This is a genomic window from Tabrizicola sp., from assembly GCF_041913445.1.
Taxonomy (GTDB): Bacteria; Pseudomonadota; Alphaproteobacteria; order Rhodobacterales; family Rhodobacteraceae; genus Tabrizicola.
This window is the reverse complement of record NZ_JAYSFG010000020.1, coordinates 1-15,983: the sequence shown is the minus strand read 5'-3', so window position 1 is coordinate 15,983 and position 15,983 is coordinate 1. Positions and strand designations below refer to the sequence as shown.

15 protein-coding genes and 1 other RNA gene are annotated in these 15,983 nt (G+C 66.9%); 5 read left to right on the top strand and 11 right to left on the bottom strand.

Annotation, left to right across the window (positions count from 1 at the left end):
• Positions 1 to 909 carry an acetyl-CoA carboxylase, carboxyltransferase subunit beta gene (gene accD / locus ACE3Q6_RS17980; RefSeq protein WP_374435458.1) on the bottom strand — a complete coding sequence of 303 codons (909 nt, stop codon included), beginning with the start codon at positions 907 to 909 and terminating at the stop codon, positions 1 to 3.
• Positions 910 to 1,033: 124 nt separating this feature from the next.
• The gene (gene map / locus ACE3Q6_RS17975) at positions 1,034 to 1,843 is read right to left on the bottom strand and encodes a type I methionyl aminopeptidase (RefSeq protein WP_374435456.1); all 810 of its coding nucleotides are present in this window, start codon (positions 1,841 to 1,843) and stop codon (positions 1,034 to 1,036) included.
• A 92-nt stretch (positions 1,844 to 1,935) separates the two neighbouring features.
• On the opposite strand from map, the gene ACE3Q6_RS17970 reads away from it, so the two are divergent.
• The 3 genes from ACE3Q6_RS17970 (at position 1,936) to ACE3Q6_RS17960 (ending at position 4,316) form a co-directional block, all read left to right on the top strand.
• Positions 1,936 to 2,655 carry a competence/damage-inducible protein A gene (locus ACE3Q6_RS17970; protein ID WP_374435454.1) on the top strand — a complete coding sequence of 240 codons (720 nt, stop codon included), beginning with the start codon at positions 1,936 to 1,938 and terminating at the stop codon, positions 2,653 to 2,655.
• Positions 2,652 to 3,347, top strand: coding sequence for a GNAT family N-acetyltransferase (locus ACE3Q6_RS17965; protein ID WP_374435452.1), 696 nt, complete (start codon positions 2,652 to 2,654; stop codon positions 3,345 to 3,347). Before ACE3Q6_RS17970 ends, ACE3Q6_RS17965 begins: the two co-directional genes overlap by 4 nt.
• A gap of 96 nt (positions 3,348 to 3,443) precedes the next feature.
• A complete protein-coding gene (locus tag ACE3Q6_RS17960) occupies positions 3,444 to 4,316 on the top strand; it encodes an OmpA family protein (protein ID WP_374435450.1) in 873 nt (290 codons plus the stop codon).
• A gap of 27 nt (positions 4,317 to 4,343) precedes the next feature.
• Here the strand turns inward: ACE3Q6_RS17960 and ACE3Q6_RS17955 are convergent, their stop codons facing one another.
• The gene (locus ACE3Q6_RS17955) at positions 4,344 to 5,249 is read right to left on the bottom strand and encodes a LysR family transcriptional regulator (RefSeq protein WP_374435447.1); all 906 of its coding nucleotides are present in this window, start codon (positions 5,247 to 5,249) and stop codon (positions 4,344 to 4,346) included.
• Positions 5,250 to 5,619: 370 nt separating this feature from the next.
• Between ACE3Q6_RS17955 and ACE3Q6_RS17950 the strand changes: the two genes are divergently transcribed.
• Entirely contained in the window at positions 5,620 to 5,877 is a 258-nt protein-coding gene (locus tag ACE3Q6_RS17950) for a hypothetical protein (RefSeq protein WP_374435445.1), read from the top strand.
• Positions 5,878 to 5,879: 2 nt separating this feature from the next.
• Here the strand turns inward: ACE3Q6_RS17950 and ACE3Q6_RS17945 are convergent, their stop codons facing one another.
• Entirely contained in the window at positions 5,880 to 7,904 is a 2,025-nt protein-coding gene (locus ACE3Q6_RS17945; protein WP_374435442.1) for an FAD-dependent oxidoreductase, read from the bottom strand.
• A gap of 63 nt (positions 7,905 to 7,967) precedes the next feature.
• Positions 7,968 to 9,341 (bottom strand): aminopeptidase P family N-terminal domain-containing protein, encoded by a 1,374-nt coding sequence (locus ACE3Q6_RS17940; RefSeq protein ID WP_374435439.1) that lies wholly within the window; start codon positions 9,339 to 9,341, stop codon positions 7,968 to 7,970.
• A 116-nt stretch (positions 9,342 to 9,457) separates the two neighbouring features.
• On the opposite strand from ACE3Q6_RS17940, the gene ffs reads away from it, so the two are divergent.
• Positions 9,458 to 9,556: signal recognition particle sRNA small type (gene ffs, locus ACE3Q6_RS17935), an RNA gene on the top strand.
• 139 nt (positions 9,557 to 9,695) lie between these two features.
• Here ffs and mnhG read toward each other — a convergent pair.
• Genes mnhG through ACE3Q6_RS17905 form a run of 6 tightly spaced genes read right to left on the bottom strand, consistent with a single transcriptional unit; the run spans position 9,696 to position 15,657 of the window.
• Positions 9,696 to 10,064 carry a monovalent cation/H(+) antiporter subunit G gene (gene mnhG, locus ACE3Q6_RS17930; protein WP_374435437.1) on the bottom strand — a complete coding sequence of 123 codons (369 nt, stop codon included), beginning with the start codon at positions 10,062 to 10,064 and terminating at the stop codon, positions 9,696 to 9,698.
• Positions 10,061 to 10,345, bottom strand: coding sequence for a K+/H+ antiporter subunit F (locus ACE3Q6_RS17925; protein WP_374435434.1), 285 nt, complete (start codon positions 10,343 to 10,345; stop codon positions 10,061 to 10,063). The genes mnhG and ACE3Q6_RS17925 overlap by 4 nt, the downstream gene beginning before the upstream one ends.
• On the bottom strand, positions 10,342 to 10,824 hold the full coding sequence (locus ACE3Q6_RS17920; protein WP_374435432.1) for a Na+/H+ antiporter subunit E: 483 nt from the start codon (positions 10,822 to 10,824) through the stop codon (positions 10,342 to 10,344). Before ACE3Q6_RS17920 ends, ACE3Q6_RS17925 begins: the two co-directional genes overlap by 4 nt.
• On the bottom strand, positions 10,821 to 12,440 hold the full coding sequence (locus tag ACE3Q6_RS17915; protein ID WP_374435429.1) for a monovalent cation/H+ antiporter subunit D: 1,620 nt from the start codon (positions 12,438 to 12,440) through the stop codon (positions 10,821 to 10,823). Before ACE3Q6_RS17915 ends, ACE3Q6_RS17920 begins: the two co-directional genes overlap by 4 nt.
• Positions 12,437 to 12,775: a Na+/H+ antiporter subunit C gene (locus tag ACE3Q6_RS17910; protein WP_374435427.1), complete on the bottom strand. Its 339-nt coding sequence runs from the start codon at positions 12,773 to 12,775 to the stop codon at positions 12,437 to 12,439. The genes ACE3Q6_RS17915 and ACE3Q6_RS17910 overlap by 4 nt, the downstream gene beginning before the upstream one ends.
• Positions 12,775 to 15,657: a monovalent cation/H+ antiporter subunit A gene (locus ACE3Q6_RS17905; RefSeq protein ID WP_374435425.1), complete on the bottom strand. Its 2,883-nt coding sequence runs from the start codon at positions 15,655 to 15,657 to the stop codon at positions 12,775 to 12,777. The genes ACE3Q6_RS17910 and ACE3Q6_RS17905 overlap by 1 nt, the downstream gene beginning before the upstream one ends.
• Positions 15,658 to 15,983: the final 326 nt, after the last annotated feature.

The window sequence follows — 15,983 nt, the reverse complement described above, 5'->3', positions numbered from 1 at the left end:
TCAGACGCCTGCTTCCGCCTTGGCCTCGACCGGCGAGGGCAGATCGCCCTTGATCGCCGGAGGCTGGCCGGTCAGCATCCGGACCAACGTGACAAGCTCGTCCTTCATCGCCTTGCGGTGGACGACCCGGTCCAGCATCCCGTGGTCAAGAAGATACTCGGCGCGCTGGAAGCCCTCGGGCAGCTTCTCGCGGATGGTCTGTTCGATGACGCGCGCGCCCGCGAAGCCGATCTGGGCGTTGGGTTCGGCGATCTGCACGTCGCCCAGCATGGCATAGCTGGCCGTCACGCCGCCCGTCGTCGGGTGGGTCAGGACGACGATATAGGGCAGCCCCGCCTCCTTCAGCAGCTGCACCGCGACGGTCGTGCGCGGCATCTGCATGAGGCTGAGCATCCCCTCCTGCATCCGCGCCCCGCCCGAGGCGGAGAACAGCACCAGCGGGCGCTTCAGCTTCACCGCGCGCTCGGCGGCGGCGATGATCGCGTTGCCGACATACATGCCCATCGACCCGGCCATGAAGCTGAAATCCTGCGCGGCGGCAACGATCGGGGTGCGGGCGATCTCGCCCTCGGCCACCAGCATCGCATCCTTCTCGCCGCTCGCCTTCTGTGCGGCCTTGATCCGGTCGGTGTATTTCTTCTGGTCCCGGAAATGCAGCGGATCGACCACCGGATCGGGCACCTTCACCTCGGTGAAGATCCCGCCGTCGAACAGCGCCGCGAACCGTTCGCGCGGGCTGATCGCCATGTGGTGTTCGCAACTGCTGCAGACGTTCAGGTTAGATGCCAGTTCGCGGTGGAACAGCATGGTTCCGCATTCCGGGCACTTCGTCCAAAGATTCTCGGGCACCTCGCGACGCGAGAAGAGCGAGTTGATCTTCGGACGGACGTAGTTGGTGATCCAGTTCATGCGGGCGCCTGTCTGCCTCTTGGTCAGCCCCCGAAATAAGCCGGGGGGGCACGAAATGCAATCAGCCGATCTGTCGGGACCGAAAGCTGGGCGGACCACGGACGAGGCGGGCCGCGTCCCGACACTAACCCCAGGTCGGGTGGAACTTGCCGGCAGGGGAGAGGGTGAAGATCTCGCAGCCCGTGGCGGTAACGCCCACCGAATGCTCGAACTGCGCGGACAGCGACTTGTCGCGGGTCACGGCAGTCCAGTCGTCGGCAAGCACCTTCGTCTCGGGCCGGCCAAGGTTCACCATCGGCTCGATGGTGAAGAACATGCCTTCCTCCAGCACAGGACCCGAGCCCGCGCGGCCGTAATGGAGCACGTTCGGCGGCGCGTGGAACACCCGGCCAAGCCCGTGGCCGCAGAAGTCGCGGACGACGGACATCCGCTGCGCCTCGACGTAAGCCTGGATCGCATGGCCGATGTCGCCGAAGGTGTTCCCGGGCTTCACCGCCGCGATGCCGCGCATCAGGCCTTCATGCGTGACCTCGATCAGACGCTCGGCCTTTCGGGCCAGTTGCCCGGCCACGTACATCCGGCTGGTGTCGCCGTACCAGCCATCAACGATGACCGTGACGTCCACGTTCAGGATGTCACCGTCCATCAGCACTTTCGGCCCCGGAATGCCGTGGCAGACCACGTGGTTCACGCTGATGCAGGACGCGTGCTTGTAGCCCTTGTAGCCGATGGTGGCCGAGGTGACGCCGCGACGCTTGATCTCTTCGGTGATGAAGTCGTCGATCGCCGCCGTCGTGGCCCCGGGCACCACGAGGGGCGCCACGGCGTCCAGGATTTCCGCGGCGACACGTCCCGCCGCGCGCATTCCGGCGAAGTCCGCATCTTCGTAGATGCGAATGCCGTCCTTGGTGATGCGGGCGCGAACGTCGTCCATCTGGTCTCCTTGGCCACTACATAATTATCTTGCGTGGAAATGGCCAGAGGCCGGGGCTATACCCAAGGCAGCGAAGCAGGACGGAGATCCCGATGACCAACCCGACAGCTGCGATCCTGGTAATCGGCGACGAAATCCTCTCGGGCCGCACGCGCGATTCGAACATGCATTTCCTGGCCGGAGAGCTGACCCGCATCGGAATCACGCTGCGCGAAGCCCGCGTGGTGGCCGACATCCATGCCGAGATCGTCGAGGCCGTCCGCGCCTTGTCGTCGAAGTATACCCATGTCTTCACCAGCGGGGGCATCGGCCCCACCCATGACGACATCACGGCCGACGCCGTTGCCGAGGCGATGGGGGCGAAGATCGGCCACCGGGCCGACGCGATGGCTTTGCTTCAGGCGCATTACGACCGCTCGGGCCTTCCCTTCAACGAGGCGCGCCAGCGCATGGCGCGGATCCCGGATGGCGCGACGCTGATCGACAACCCGGTCTCGACCGCCCCCGGTTTCACCATCGGCAACGTGCATGTCATGGCGGGCGTGCCGAAGATCTTCGAGGCGATGGTCGCCAGCGTTCTTCCGAAACTCACCGGCGGGCCGCCGCTTCTGTCCCAGACCCTGCGGGTCGAGCGCGGCGAGGGCGAAATCGCCGCCCAGTTCGGCGCGCTGGCGGCCGAATTCCCCGAGCTGTCGATGGGCTCCTACCCCTTCATCCAGAACGGGGCGCATGGCACCAACCTGGTCGTGCGCGGAACCGATCCGGCCAAGTTGGACGCCGCGATGGTCAAGCTGACGCGGATGTTCGGATGACCCCCGCCCTCCTGGCCGAGGTGATGGAGGCGACCTGGCCCCCCGCCAGCCGCCGAGCGCTTGGTCCCTTCACCCTGCGCGACGGGGCGAGTGGCGGGAAGCGGGTGTCGGCGGCAAGCCTGGATGGCCCTTTCACCGAGACCGACTTGGACGCGCTGGAAGCCGCAATGGCGGCCCCCCTGATGCTGGTGCGGCCGGGCGAAGACGCACTTGATGCCGCCCTTGACGCGCGCGGCTGGCGAATCGTGGACCCGGTCGTCGCCTATGCCGCCCCCGTGGCCAGCCTGACCGCTGAACTTCCCCGACTGACCGCCTTCCCGCACTGGCCACCCCTGGAAATCGCCCGGTCGATCTGGTCCGAGGGCGGCATCGGCCCCGCGCGCATCGCGGTGATGGACCGTGTCACCGGGCCGAAGGCGGCGCTGCTGGGCCGGATCGACGACCGTTCGGCCGGCGTCGCCTTCGTCGCCTGCCACGGCGCCGAGGCCATGGTCCACGCGCTGGAGGTGCGGGACAGCCACCGCCGGCAGGGATTGGGCGGCAAGCTCCTTCATGCCGCGGCGAACTGGGCAGAGGCACAAGGCGCGACCCGGCTTTCGCTGGTCGTCACCCGGCAGAACGCTGCTGCCCGCGCGCTCTATGCTCGCCTTGGCATGGAAGTTGTGGGAGAGTACCACTACCGAATGAAATGATCGCGGAAAGCGACCCGGGCAGTGCCAAAGGCTTACCTCCCTTACGTTTTTGCCGCGGCCGCGCTGGCCGACCCGGTCGCCGCCCTCACGCTTGACTTGCCGGCCCGTGTGATCGGCGAAGAGACCCGGAATGAGGTACCCGGCAGCTATGCGCTCCCGATCGGCCCCTATGACGGCACGACGGTTCCAGCGCAGCAGGTGGAAGGGGCGCTTGAGCAGCGCGCCTACCGGCTGGAGGCACCGGGAGTGACCACGCTGGCGCTGCTCGACCCGTTGCGGGAGCAGGTGCGAGCTGCGGGCTACGAGATCCTTTTCGAATGCGAGGCCCGCGCCTGCGGTGGATTCGACTTCCGGTTCAATACCGAGATCCTGCCTGAGCCGGACATGCACGTCGATCTGGGTGACTTCCGCTTCCTGTCGGCCCGGAAAGGGGACGAGGCGGTGTCCATCCTGGTCAGCCGCAGTGCAGGGGCGGGCCATGTGCAGATCACCCGGGTCACTCCCGCACCGCTGGTCGCCAAGCCAGTGGAAACCGAGGTGGACCTGAACGAGCCGGTCGTCCCTCCGGTCAGCGAGGCACCGTCCGCGCCTTCAGCCATCGGTCTGGCGCTGGACAAGGTCGGGGCCGCGGTGCTGGACGACCTCGTCTTCGCCAGCGGTGCCGCAACCCTGTCGAATGGCGACTACCCGTCGCTGGCCGCGGTCGCCGCCTGGCTGGAGGCGAACCCGGACGGCACCATCGCGCTGGTCGGACATACCGACGCCTCGGGCACGCTTGCGGCCAACGTTGCGCTCTCGGAACGCCGGGCCGAGGCCGTGGCCGAAGTTCTGGTGCAGACCTATGGCATCGATCCCGCCCGGGTTGCGGCGGAAGGCGTGGGCTTCCTTGCCCCCCGCGCTACCAACCAGACCGAAGAGGGCCGGCAGAAAAACAGACGGGTCGAAGTGATCGTCACTTCGACCCGCTAGCGGACGCCCCGAGAGGGGGAAAGGACGTCACCAGTTGTCAGGACCCTTGTCAGCATAGCGCCGTGCGAGGAAATCGATGAAGGCTCGCACCTTGGGCTGGGTGAACCGCCCCGGCGGATAGACCGCGTAGATCCCCAGAACCTCGACCGGGAGGCCGGGAATGGCCTCTTCCACCAGCCCCTGCCGCATCGCGTCGGCGTAAAGGAACGAGGGCAGGTAGGCGATTCCAAGGCCCGAGATCGCAGCGTTCAAGAGGCTCTGCCCGTCGTTCACCGTCAGCCAGCCCACGGAACGGACCTGCCGCTTCTCTCCGCTCGGCGCGGTGATCTTCCAGACGTTGCCGTTGGCCTGGTTGGAATAGTGCAGCAGCTTGTGGTCGTTCAGGTCGTCGATCTTCTGCGGACGGCCGAACTTCTGGAAATAGGACGGCGCGCCGATCATGCGCTTCGTCGTCTCGGTCAGCTTGCGGGCGCGCAGCGTGCTGTCCTCCAGCTCGCCCACGCGAATCGCCATGTCGAAGCCTTCGCTGATCAGTTCCACGTAGCGGTTGTTCAGGACCATGTTCACGGTGATGTCGGGGTATTCCAGCAGGAAGTCCCCCAGGATCGGCGACAAGAGGTTCACCCCGAAGTCCGTCGCCACCGACACACGCAGCAGGCCCGAGGGCGCCGACTGCATCGAGGTCACCAGGGCATCCGCCTCGCCCGCGTCGTTCAGCACGCGGCGGGCGCGGTCGTAGTAGGCAAGGCCGATCTCGGTCGGCGAGACGCGGCGGGTCGTGCGGTTCAGAAGGCGCGCGCCCAGCCGGGCTTCCAGGGCAGACACATGTTTCGAGACGGCGGATTTCGAAATCCCCATCTTCTTGGCTGCATCGGTGAAGCCGCCCTGGTCCACAACCGTGGCGAAGGCCTCCATCTCTGTCAGTCGATCCATATTGTCCTCTTCGGGAGCAGACACGCCGGTTTTGTTACAAACACGTTTCGCCGGGAAATCGGGCAGGAAGGCGGCAATCAGGCGTCCGATCCGGGGTATTGTGGGGGATCGTTGATGGCAGAGAAACTTTGCGCCTGGGGACTAGCTCGGCAAACGCTTGCCTGAAGCGCCCCCATGCATGGGCGACCCAAGGCCGATGTTCCCGGCTTCGGCGGGAAATCGTTCTTTAATCGATGCCATAATGGCAGCAATGCGCCGCGGTTTCCGCGAACCGTCCCTTCCGTATGGAAAGTCTTCCTTCTGCACTTTAGCTGGGTGCCGGGGCGCCGATGGGTGACCCTGCAATCGTGGATAGAAAAAGGAGACTTCCATGAAACGCTTCGCACTTGCACTTGCACCGCTTGCCCTGGCCTCGGCCGCTTTCGCGCAGACCCTGCCCGACGTGCCCGACACCGACGAAAGCGGCAGCTGGTCGCTGGTCGAGCTTCAGGCGGTCTGGACCGACCTGACCGAAGAAACCTTCAAGTCCATCGACACCAGCGCCGACGGTGCGGTCGACGCAACCGAGCTTCAGGCCGCGGTCGATGGGGGCGTGATCGCGCTTCCCGAAGCCTCCTCGGGCGGCTGAGGCTAAAGCCGCGCGGCCAGGCGCGCCGCCTGATCGATGGCGCGTTTGGCATCCAGTTCGGCGGCCACATCCGCCCCGCCAATCCGATGGTGGGGGATGCCACGCCGGTCCAGCTCTGCGCTGAGCCCCCGCTCTGGCTCTTGCCCTGCGCACAGCACCACGGCATCGACCGCGAGCAGTTCCGGCTGTTCGCGGTTCGGGCCGTGGCTGATCCAGATTCCCTCGGGCGTGATCCGTTCGTAGTTCACCCCGCCCTGCATCCGGACCCGCTTCATCGCAAGGCTTGCCCGGTGGATCCAGCCCGTGGTCTTGCCGAGGTGCCGTCCCGGTTTTTCCGCCTTCCGCTGCAGAAGATGCACCTCCCGCGCCGGCGGATGCGGCTTCGGACCTGCGGGGTCAAGGCCGCCGCGATCCTCCCAAGGTGCCGACACGCCCCATTCCTCGCGCCAGAGGTCCGCATCCAGCGTCGGGCTGACGCCCTCCTGCACCAGCGTCTCGGCCACGTCGAAGCCGATCCCGCCCGCACCCACGACGGCCACCCGGCGACCGACCGGCGCGCCCTGCAACACGTCGATATAGGACAGGACCTTTGCGCCCGGCTCGACCGGAATCCCCGGATCGCGGGGCGTCACGCCCGTCGCGATGACGATCTCGTCAAAACCCTGTAGGTCCTCGGCCGTGGCTGCCTGCCCCAGCCGCAGGTCGATCCCCGGGGCGCGCAGCATCGTGGCGAACCAGTCCACCAGACCGTGGAATTCTTCCTTGCCCGGCACCTGTTTCGCCAGGTTCAGTTGACCTCCGACGCGCTCGGCCTTGTCGAAGAGCGTGACCTTGTGGCCGCGCCCTGCCGCCACGATCGCCGTCATCATCCCCGCCGGTCCCGCGCCCACCACGGCCACGCGCTTCGTCGTCGGAGCGGGCGTATATACAAGCTCTGTCTCATGGCAGGCCCTTGGGTTCACAAGGCAGGACGTCAGCTTGCCCGAGAACGTGTGGTCCAGGCAGGCCTGGTTGCAGGCGATGCAGGGCGCGATCTCTTTCGCACGGCCGCTGGCCGCCTTCGCGATGAAATCCGCATCGGCCAGCCAGACCCGCGCCATCGACACCATGTCCGCCGCCCCCTCAGCCAGCAGCTTCTCGGCCACTTCGGGTGCGTTGATCCGGTTCGAGGTGATCACCGGTATATACACCTCGGGCCGCAGCCGAGCCGTCAGATGGGCAAACCCCGCGCGCGGGACCGAGGTCGCAATAGTAGGCACCCGCGCCTCGTGCCAGCCGATACCGGTGTTGAGGACGCTCGCCCCTGCCGCTTCCACCGCCCTGGCCAGCTGAACGACCTCTTCCCAGGTCGATCCATCGGGCACTAGGTCGATCAAGGAGATGCGGTAGACCAGCACGGCGTCCGGTCCCATTGCCGCCCGGACCCGCCGCACCACTTCGACAGGCAGGCGCATCCGGTTCTCGTAAGCCCCGCCCCAGCGGTCTTTGCGGCGGTTGGTGTGGGTCACGAGGAACTGGTTCAGGAAGTAGCCTTCCGACCCCATCACCTCGACGCCGTCATATCCTGCTTCCACCGCCCGCGCCGCTGCCGTCGCGATGTCGGCGATCTGCTTCTCGATCCCCTCCTCGTCCAGCTCGTGCGGCGGGAACGGAGAGATCGGCGACTTCACCGCCGACGGCCCGACGCAGTCCTTCGAATAGGCGTAGCGGCCCGCATGCAGGATCTGCATGGCGATATGCCCGCCCTCGGCATGGACGGCTTCGGTCACCCGCCGATGGTTGGCGATGTCCTTGTCCGAGAAGAGCCCCGCCGCCCCGGGAAACACCCCGCCCTCGCGGTTCGGAGCCATGCCACCCGTGACGATCAACCCCGCGCCCCCGCGTGCCCGCGCCGCGTAGAAGGCAGCGACCCGGCCCCAGTCCCCCGTCTCCTCCAGCCCCGTGTGCATGGACCCCATCAGGCTGCGGTTCCTCAAGGTCACGCCGGCAAGAGTGATCGGCGACAGCAAGTTCGGATAGTCGGTCATGTGGGCCTCCCTGGCCGCGGCAGAATGGCCAAGCTTGACGCGAAGGTCACCTGGAACGCGGCGTCACAGCACGACGACCTGCGCCGGGTCCAGAAGCCAGGGCGCGATGATCCCGCACGTATCGGCAAGCGGCAGCAGCGTCTCGGGCACCTGCATTCCGATCACCTGCCGCATGAACTCTGCCCGCAAGGCACAGCGCCGCGCCACGTTGGGATGCTTCCGCGCCAGTTCCTCGCGCAGCGCCTCGTCCGCGATCACATAACCGTCCTCCATCCGGGTCGAGGCCCAGCGGGGATGTGCCGGGATCACGTCCATCTGCATCGCCATGCCCGAGGCAAGCGCGATCCCGGACTCGGGCATGACGGGAGAGGACATCCATTCGTCCAGCCCGATCAGGTGGCCGGGGTTCAGCGTGATCCCGAACTCGGGCGGCAGCCGGTCGTGGATCATCGCCCAGACCGCCCCGCCCGCAACCCCGGGCCGCATCATCCCGCACCAGTCGGACATGGCTTCGGTATAGGGGAAGACGAAGTCCTGCAGATAGCCTGCTGCGCTGGCCGGAAGGTCCTCGTCGCCGCGCGCCATCCAGCCCGCCCGGCAGATGTTCGACCCCCAGTGCGCGATGTTGAAACTCGCCGGCACCCCGCGCCGGATCCGGTCGCCGATGGGGCCAGAGAGGCCCGGAGTGTCGCCCATCGCGAATGTCGAATGGCAGCCAAGCGGCAGCCCCCCGACCCGCGCCGCTTCAAGCGCGGCGAAATCCGTCATCCCCTCGCGGAAGGAGAAGACCATCCGCTTCAGTGCCGCCGCGGCCATGTGGTTCGAAAACTCTAGCCGCGCGATGTCGTCGGCCCCGACCCGGGCCCGCAAGCCGTGGCCGGGATGCATGAAAAGTGCAGTCGCATTCTCAACACGGCCCGCCCGTTGGCGCAGCGGGTCGGCGAGGAAGGCCGGGATGTCGAGGGCCAGCGCCGGATCTGACCCGGGCGGCAACTCGTCGGATCCGTACCACTTCCACCCCACGGCCCCGATTCGCGCGCCCGCCGGGACCACGTCCTGCAGCCATTCCCACAGCCGCCGGGTCCCCCGGGGCTGGCTGGGCAACGACAGCGAGGCACAAAGACCCGTCCGGACCTGCCCCTCCGCCACAAGGGGCGAGACCACGGTGTAGGCCAGGCACTCGTTCCCCGCGATCAGAAGGGCGTCATCCTCGGTCACCACCAGAACCGCCTCTTCGAAGCGCGGATCGAAGCCGGTGAGCCAGTGCAGGTTGGCTGCATGTTCCCGGTCGCCATAGATCACCAGGGCCGCGTAATCCGCGGCGGCCATGGCCGCGCGCACCGCCGCCAGCCGGCCCTCGGCCTCGGCAAGTGTGAAGAGCGGAGGCAGGTCCGGCGACCCGTTGTCGGGCCAGTCCAGGCGTTGCAGTCTGGTCATCGCGTCCTCCCCCGATGCGCCTCGCCGGGCGCCGCTCCAAGGAGGCCACGAAGAGGCCGACGAGGCAAGCGGAGAGCTTCCTTGCGAATCCCGCGGCCCCCGCCTATATGACCCTTCGAGAGGTTGGCGCGGGCAGGCGCCTCGCCAACCCGGTCAGGTCCGGAAGGAAGCAGCCGTAACGAGCCCCGCTTGGGTCGTTGTCCAGCCTCTCACCCTTTTCCCGATCATCCGCGGACGGAACGGAAACGTCGGTCAGACGGGCTTCATTCTCCCCGCGCGGCTGCCCTGCGCTGCGGGACGACCGGCCAGCGCCCCGAAGCGCTGTGGTTGGGAAGATCGGACCGGGACCCCAGCTCAGCCCACAGCTTTGTCGGAAGGTCCGACGTCCTGCGGATGCTTCTGCCCTGCCTCGTCCCGGTCACGCTTCAAGGCTGCGGCTCCAAGCACCATCAGGGTGACGGGGGTGGTGATCATGACGAAAAGCCCGATCACGATCTCATGCAGGATCACCCTGTCCTGCAGCCAGCCCCAGCTGAGCAGCGACGACAGCAGGATGGCGGCCGTGCCCCAGCTGGTGCCCAGCGTCGGCGCGTGGATGCGCTCGTAGAAGGTCTTCAGCCGCAGAAGGCCCAAGGCTCCCAGGAAGGTCAGCGTCGACCCGGTGACCAGAAGAACCGCGATCGGCAGCGCGAGCCAAAGCGGCATGACTTCAAGCGCGGTCATTCGATCACCTCGCCACGCAGCAGGAACTTGCCCAAGGCCACGGTGCCGACGAAGCCGCAGATGCCGATGACCAGCGCCGCCTCGAAGAAGAACGGGGTGCCAAGCTTCATGCCGGTCACGATGAAAAGCAGCATGGCGATGATGTAGAAGGCATCTACCGCCAGTACGCGGTCCTGAGCCCGTGGGCCGATCATGATGCGCAGAAGGGCAAGGCAACCTGCCAGGGCCAGCGCGCCCTGGGCATAGCTCGCGGCCCAGAACAGAAGCGTGACGGTGGTCATCCAAAGGCCTCCAGCAGCAATGATTCATAGCGGTTGGCGATCAGGTCCTGCCATTCGGCCGGGTCCTTCAGGTCGAAGACGTGCAACAGCAGGGTTCCGGTGCGCTCGTCGTACTCAAGCCAGGCGGTGCCCGGCGTCGTGGTGATGATCACCGCAAGCATCCCCAGTGCCAGCCGGTTCTTCAGCCGCAGCTGCACCTTGACGAAGCCCGATACCCGTGGGGCTCGGCTGCCAGCCAAGAGCCGCGCGACGGCGATGTTGGACCGCAGGATGTCAAGCGCGACGATGCCCACGAGCCGGACCAGCGGCAGGACGGCCCGCGGGCGCGGGGCCTCGGGCTCGATCCGGGCGAAGGCCCAGCCAGCGACGACCGCGACGGCGGAACCAAGCACCAGGTGCCCCGGCGACAGGCGTGTCAGCAGAAGCCAGATGCCAAGCAGGCCCAGCGACAGGACCGGATGGGGAAGCAGCCGTCTCATTCGCTGCCCTCTTCGGCCCGCGGGGCACCCAATACGCCTTCGGCATAGATCGTGGGCTGCATCAGCGCGTCGGTGGTGTCGACCATGTAGCCGAGCGTGACCTCGGCCTTGACCGAAAGCGTGGCAAGCAGCGCGACCAGAAGCAGGATCGGTGCGAATTCCAGCGCCAGGATGCGGGGCGGTTCGGCCGCTTCGCTGCCCCAGAAGGTGCGGATGCCGATCCGAAGAGTCGCGACCAGCGTCGCAAAGCCCGACAGGAACAGCACCAGGATGAAACCCCAGGCCCGGAGGTCGCTACCGGCAAGGTCCAGCAGGCCCTGCACCATTCCCAGCTTGCCGATGAAGCCCGACAGCGGCGGCAGGCCGGCCGAGGCCATCATCACGACGGTGAAGGCAAGGCCAAGGATCGTGATGGTTCCGGGGATGGCCAGCACCACCTCGGGTCGGGGATCGTCGTCGGGGTCGTCATAGTCGTCCGTGGCCGCGTCGGTGATCAGCTCGGCCTCGCCGCCAAGCCGCCGCATCGGCTCGATCAGGAGGAAGGCCGCGCTGACGGCCAGGGTGGAGCCGATCATGTAGTAAAGGGCGGCCGACAGCACACCCAGCGGCCCGCCGCCCGCGACGACGCCGGTCGCGGCGACCACCGTGCCGGACGAGATCATGACCAGATAGGCGGCGATCCGGTCCATCTCGCGCGAGGCGAGGGTGCCGAAAAGGCCGAAGACCATCGTCAGAAGACCGCCCGCGACCAGGAGATCAGCGCCGAATCCGGCCGAAGCCCCGGCCCCGGCGCCAAAGATCAGGAAGCTGAGGCGCATCAGGACGTAGACACCGACCTTGGTCATCATCGCGAAGAGCGCCGCCACCGGCGCGGCCCCGGCGGCATAGGCGGCCGGCAGCCAGAACGCGAGCGGCCAGACCCCCGCCTTCACCAGGAAGGCCACCGCCATGATCGCGGCACCGGCATGGAACAGCGGGCGCTGGTCCTCGGTCAGGGCGGGCACAAGCTGCACAAGTTGTGCCATGTTCAGCGTGCCGGTGACGCCGTAGACCAGGCTGACGCCCACCAGGAACATGAGCGAAGCGGCAAGGTTGATCGCGATGTAATGCAGCCCCGCGCGCACCTTCGCCTCGCCCCCGCCATGCAGGAGAAGCCCGTAGGACGCGGCGAGCAGCACCTCGAAGAAGACGAAGAGGTTGAAGAGGTCCCCGGTCAGGAACGCTCCGTTCAGGCCCATGAGCAGGAACTGGAACATGGCGTGGAAATGCTGGCCCTGCCGGTGGGTCCCGGCGGCCGAGAAAATCAGCGCGGGCAGTGCCAGAAGCCCGGTCAGCACCAGCATCATCGCCGACAGCCGGTCGACGACCAGCACGATGCCATAAGGCGCGGCCCAGTCGCCCAAAAGGTAGAAGCCGATGTCGTTGCCGCCGGTCAGCTCGCTGCCCTTGGAGCGGACCAGAAGCTCGATGGCGGCCAGAAGCGTCGCCACGCAAGAGACAAGTCCCACCGCCAGCTTCGCACGGCGCTGGCGTTCCTCGTAGATCAGTGTCAGCGCCCCGGCGAGGAAGGGGATGACGATGGGCGCGATGATCAGGTGTTCCGGCCCCAGGTTCATCGGTCTGCCCCGTCGACATGGTCGGTCCCGGTCAGCCCGCGCGAGGCAATCATCACCACGAGGAACAGGGCCGTCGTGGCAAAGCTGATGACGATGGCGGTCAGGACCAGCGCCTGCGGCAAGGGGTCGGCATAGGCCGTGGGGTCGACGAAGCCGCCGCGCGGCATGATCGGAGGCACGCCAAGCATCACGCGGCCCATCGAGAAGATGAAGAGGTTGACCGCATAGGAGAGCAGGCACAGGCCGATGATGACCTGGAAGGTCCGCGGACGCAGGATCAGCCAGATGCCCGAGGCGGCCAAAATGCCGATGGCGGCAGAAAGGATCAGTTCCATCAGGCGGTCTCCTCGGCTTCTGCGGCCTCGCGGCTTTCCTTCAGCCGCGCGGTCCGCAGCGCCTGGTGGGCGATAGAGACCAGCATCAGGACCGTGGCGCCCAGCACCAGCGCGAAGACGCCGGTGTCGAAGATGATCACGGTCGCCGCCGGGACATCGCCGATCAGCGGGATATCGACGTAGCGGGCATGGGCGGACAGGAAGGGATAGCCGAAGAGGAAGGCCCCGAGTCCGGTCACCCCCGCGATCAGCAGGCCGAAGCCCATCCAGCGTACCGGCAGGACCACCAGCCGCGCCTCGACCCAGCGGGTGTCGTGGCCGAGGTATTGCAAAAGGATAGCGATGGACAGAGTGACCCCTGCGGCGAAGCCTCCGCCCGGCAGATCATGGCCGCGGAAGAAGAAGTAGGCCGCCAGAAGGACCAGCACCGGGAACATCCAGCGCATGATGATGCCGGGGACCAGCATGATCTCGGCCAGGGTGCGGGGGTCGGCATCCTCGTCCCGTCTGGCGGGCGACTCGCTTTCCGGCGCGGGGCGGAAACGGCGGAGAAGCGCGTAGACCGTGACCGCCACCACGGCGAGGACCGTGATCTCGCCGAAGGTGTCGAAAGCGCGGAAGTCGACCAAGAGGATGTTCACGACATTGGTCCCGCCGCCCTCCTGATAGGCGTTGCGCAGGTACCAGTCGCCAACGTTCGGGACCAGCGGCGCAGTCATCGCGACGTAGGCGATCGCCGCCAGTCCGCCGCCGACCACGACGGCCAGCACCATGTCCCGCGCGCGGCGCAGCCGAGCCGAGACCAGGCGGTCGCCCGGGATCTCCTCGCTGCGCTTCGGGAGCCAGCGCAGGCCAAGAAGGAGAAGCACGGTGGTAACGATCTCGACCAGAAGCTGGGTCACGGCCAGGTCGGGGGCCGAGAGCCAGGCAAAGGTCACGCAGGTGACGGCGCCGGTGCCGCCCAGCAGGACCAGGGCCGCAAAGCGGTGATACTTCGCCAGATAGGCCGCCCCGATGGCGCAACTGGCCCCGATCAGCCACATCAGAGCGAAGGCCGGGTCGAAGGGCGTCGACAGCGGTTCATCCGCCCGCGGCAACCCGCCCCAGAGCACTGCCAGCGTGACAGCCACCGCGACAAGGACCATCAGCCGCAGCTGCGGCTGCAGCCGCTCGGTCCCGGCGACCGTCAGCGCGAGGTCCGGCAGGCGCCGGGTGACAAGCGTCATGCCCGACTCGAACAACCGGACCGCCCGGATCCGGTGGATCAAGGGCGGCCCCTCCGGTCCCGCCGCGATGCGCCGCCCGAAGACCGCAAAGATCGCTGCCCCGCCCAGAAGGGCAACGAGGCTCATGATCAGCGGCGTATTGAAGCCATGCCAGATCGCGATGTCCTTGAAGGGGAGGTCCGCCCCCAGCACCGCCTGCGCGGCGAGGTTCATTGTCGTTCCCAGCGTCAGTCCAGGCAGGATGCCGACCAGAAGGCAGATCAGGACCAGCGCCTCGACGGGGCGCCGCATCCAGGCCGGCGGCTCATGCGGAGTGCGCGGCAGGTCCACCGGCGGCGGACCGAAGAACACCGTCACGATGAAGCGCAGCGAATAGGCCACCGCGAAGATCCCGGCCACCGTCGCGATCCAGGGCAGCGAATTGTCCAGCCAGGTGCCGTTGTGCCAGTCGGCAGCCTCGGCGAAGAACATCTCCTTCGACAGGAACCCGTTCAGAAGCGGCACGCCGGCCATCGAGGCCGAGGCGACGATCGCCAGCACTCCGGTGAACGGCATGAAACGCATCAGCCCGCTCAGCCGGCGCATGTCGCGGGTCCCGGCCTCGTGGTCGACGATCCCGGCCGCCATGAAGAGCGAGGCCTTGAAAACCGCGTGGTTGGCGATGTGGAAGATCGCGGCCAGGATCGCGCCAGGACTGCCGATCCCGGCCAGCGCGGTGATCAGGCCCAGGTGGCTGACCGTGGAATAGGCCAGAAGCCCCTTCAGGTCGTGCCGGAAAAGGGCGAAGATCGACGCGAAAAGCAGCGTCGCCATGCCGGTCCCGGTAACCAGGAAGAACCACAACTGCGTTTCACCCAGGACCGGGAAGAACCGGATCAGCAGGAACACCCCGGCTTTCACCAGGGTCGCCGAATGCAGGAAGGCGGACACCGGGGTGGGGGCCGCCATGGCACCGGGCAGCCAGAAATGGAAGGGCATCTGCGCCGACTTGGTGAAGCAGCCCAGAAGGAACAGGACCAGGATCACCGGATAGGCCGGGTCGGCCCGGACGAGGTCGCCCGAGAGCAGCACGACATCCAGATCATAGCTTCCGGCGGCGCGCCCGATCATCACCATCGCCATCAGCAGACACAGCCCGCCGAGGCCGGTCACGATGAGCGAGGTCCGCGCCCCGTCACGCGCATTCTGGCTTTGGTGCCAGTAGCCGACCAGAAGGAAGGACAGGATCGAGGTCAGTTCCCAGAAGACGACCAGCATCAGGATGTTGCCGGACATCAGGATCCCGACCATGGCCCCCGCGAAGGCCATGAGAAAGGCATAGAAGCGCGGCACCGGATCGGATTTCGTCAAGTAGTAGCGGGCGTAGATCAGCACCAGAAGACCGATACCATAGACCAGCGCGACCATGAGCCAGACAAGGGCGTCCATGCGCAATGTCACCGAAAGACCCAGCGACGGGACCCAGGTCCAGCCCGCCCGCAACACATTGCCGGCAGCGACCTCGCCATGGAGCACCGCAAGGCTCGCGATGCCCGCGATCAGGAAGGCTCCGCAGACCCAGGCCGCGGCCGCATGGGCACGCGTGGACAGCGTCGCCATCGCCAGGGCGGCGACGAACGGCAGCGCAGCCAAGAGGATCAGCAGGTTCTCTTCCATCGTGCGACTGCCCGCACCCCCGGATCTGGCTCTGTTGTCGGAAAACTTCTGACCCTGGGGCGCAGAAGCAGTGATAGCGAAGCAGCCCGTGCGGATGTGCAGAGGCAGCGCCCTCTGCAATCAAATCTCCAGGACGCCGGATTTCAAGCAAACAGGACCCACTTTTTGCCCGGCAATCCAGCTTTTCTGGGGTAAGATCGGATCGCGATCTGGCCGAAGGGACAGGTTGCGCCACGCCCGCCCAAGCCAGGGGCAATCCCGTCCGGTTCTCCGTCAACCGGACAGAAGAGCACCCAGACTAGTCGTTGTCGGTGCTGGATGCACCG

What these genes read in the sequence shown, in the direction of transcription:
- ACE3Q6_RS17950 (WP_374435445.1), top strand. Translation starts at nt 5,620, where the DNA reads ATGAAACGCTTCGCACTTGCACTTGCACCGCTTGCCCTGGCCTCGGCC.
- mnhG (WP_374435437.1), bottom strand. Translation starts at nt 10,064, where the DNA reads ATGACCGCGCTTGAAGTCATGCCGCTTTGGCTCGCGCTGCCGATCGCG.
- ACE3Q6_RS17915 (WP_374435429.1), bottom strand. Translation starts at nt 12,440, where the DNA reads ATGAACCTGGGGCCGGAACACCTGATCATCGCGCCCATCGTCATCCCC.
- ACE3Q6_RS17945 (WP_374435442.1), bottom strand. Translation starts at nt 7,904, where the DNA reads ATGACCGACTATCCGAACTTGCTGTCGCCGATCACTCTTGCCGGCGTG.
- ACE3Q6_RS17925 (WP_374435434.1), bottom strand. Translation starts at nt 10,345, where the DNA reads ATGACCACCGTCACGCTTCTGTTCTGGGCCGCGAGCTATGCCCAGGGC.
- ACE3Q6_RS17955 (WP_374435447.1), bottom strand. Translation starts at nt 5,249, where the DNA reads ATGGATCGACTGACAGAGATGGAGGCCTTCGCCACGGTTGTGGACCAG.
- ACE3Q6_RS17970 (WP_374435454.1), top strand. Translation starts at nt 1,936, where the DNA reads ATGACCAACCCGACAGCTGCGATCCTGGTAATCGGCGACGAAATCCTC.
- ACE3Q6_RS17965 (WP_374435452.1), top strand. Translation starts at nt 2,652, where the DNA reads ATGACCCCCGCCCTCCTGGCCGAGGTGATGGAGGCGACCTGGCCCCCC.
- ACE3Q6_RS17905 (WP_374435425.1), bottom strand. Translation starts at nt 15,657, where the DNA reads ATGGAAGAGAACCTGCTGATCCTCTTGGCTGCGCTGCCGTTCGTCGCC.
- ACE3Q6_RS17920 (WP_374435432.1), bottom strand. Translation starts at nt 10,824, where the DNA reads ATGAGACGGCTGCTTCCCCATCCGGTCCTGTCGCTGGGCCTGCTTGGC.
- ACE3Q6_RS17910 (WP_374435427.1), bottom strand. Translation starts at nt 12,775, where the DNA reads ATGGAACTGATCCTTTCTGCCGCCATCGGCATTTTGGCCGCCTCGGGC.
- accD (WP_374435458.1), bottom strand. Translation starts at nt 909, where the DNA reads ATGAACTGGATCACCAACTACGTCCGTCCGAAGATCAACTCGCTCTTC.
- map (WP_374435456.1), bottom strand. Translation starts at nt 1,843, where the DNA reads ATGGACGACGTTCGCGCCCGCATCACCAAGGACGGCATTCGCATCTAC.
- ACE3Q6_RS17940 (WP_374435439.1), bottom strand. Translation starts at nt 9,341, where the DNA reads ATGACCAGACTGCAACGCCTGGACTGGCCCGACAACGGGTCGCCGGAC.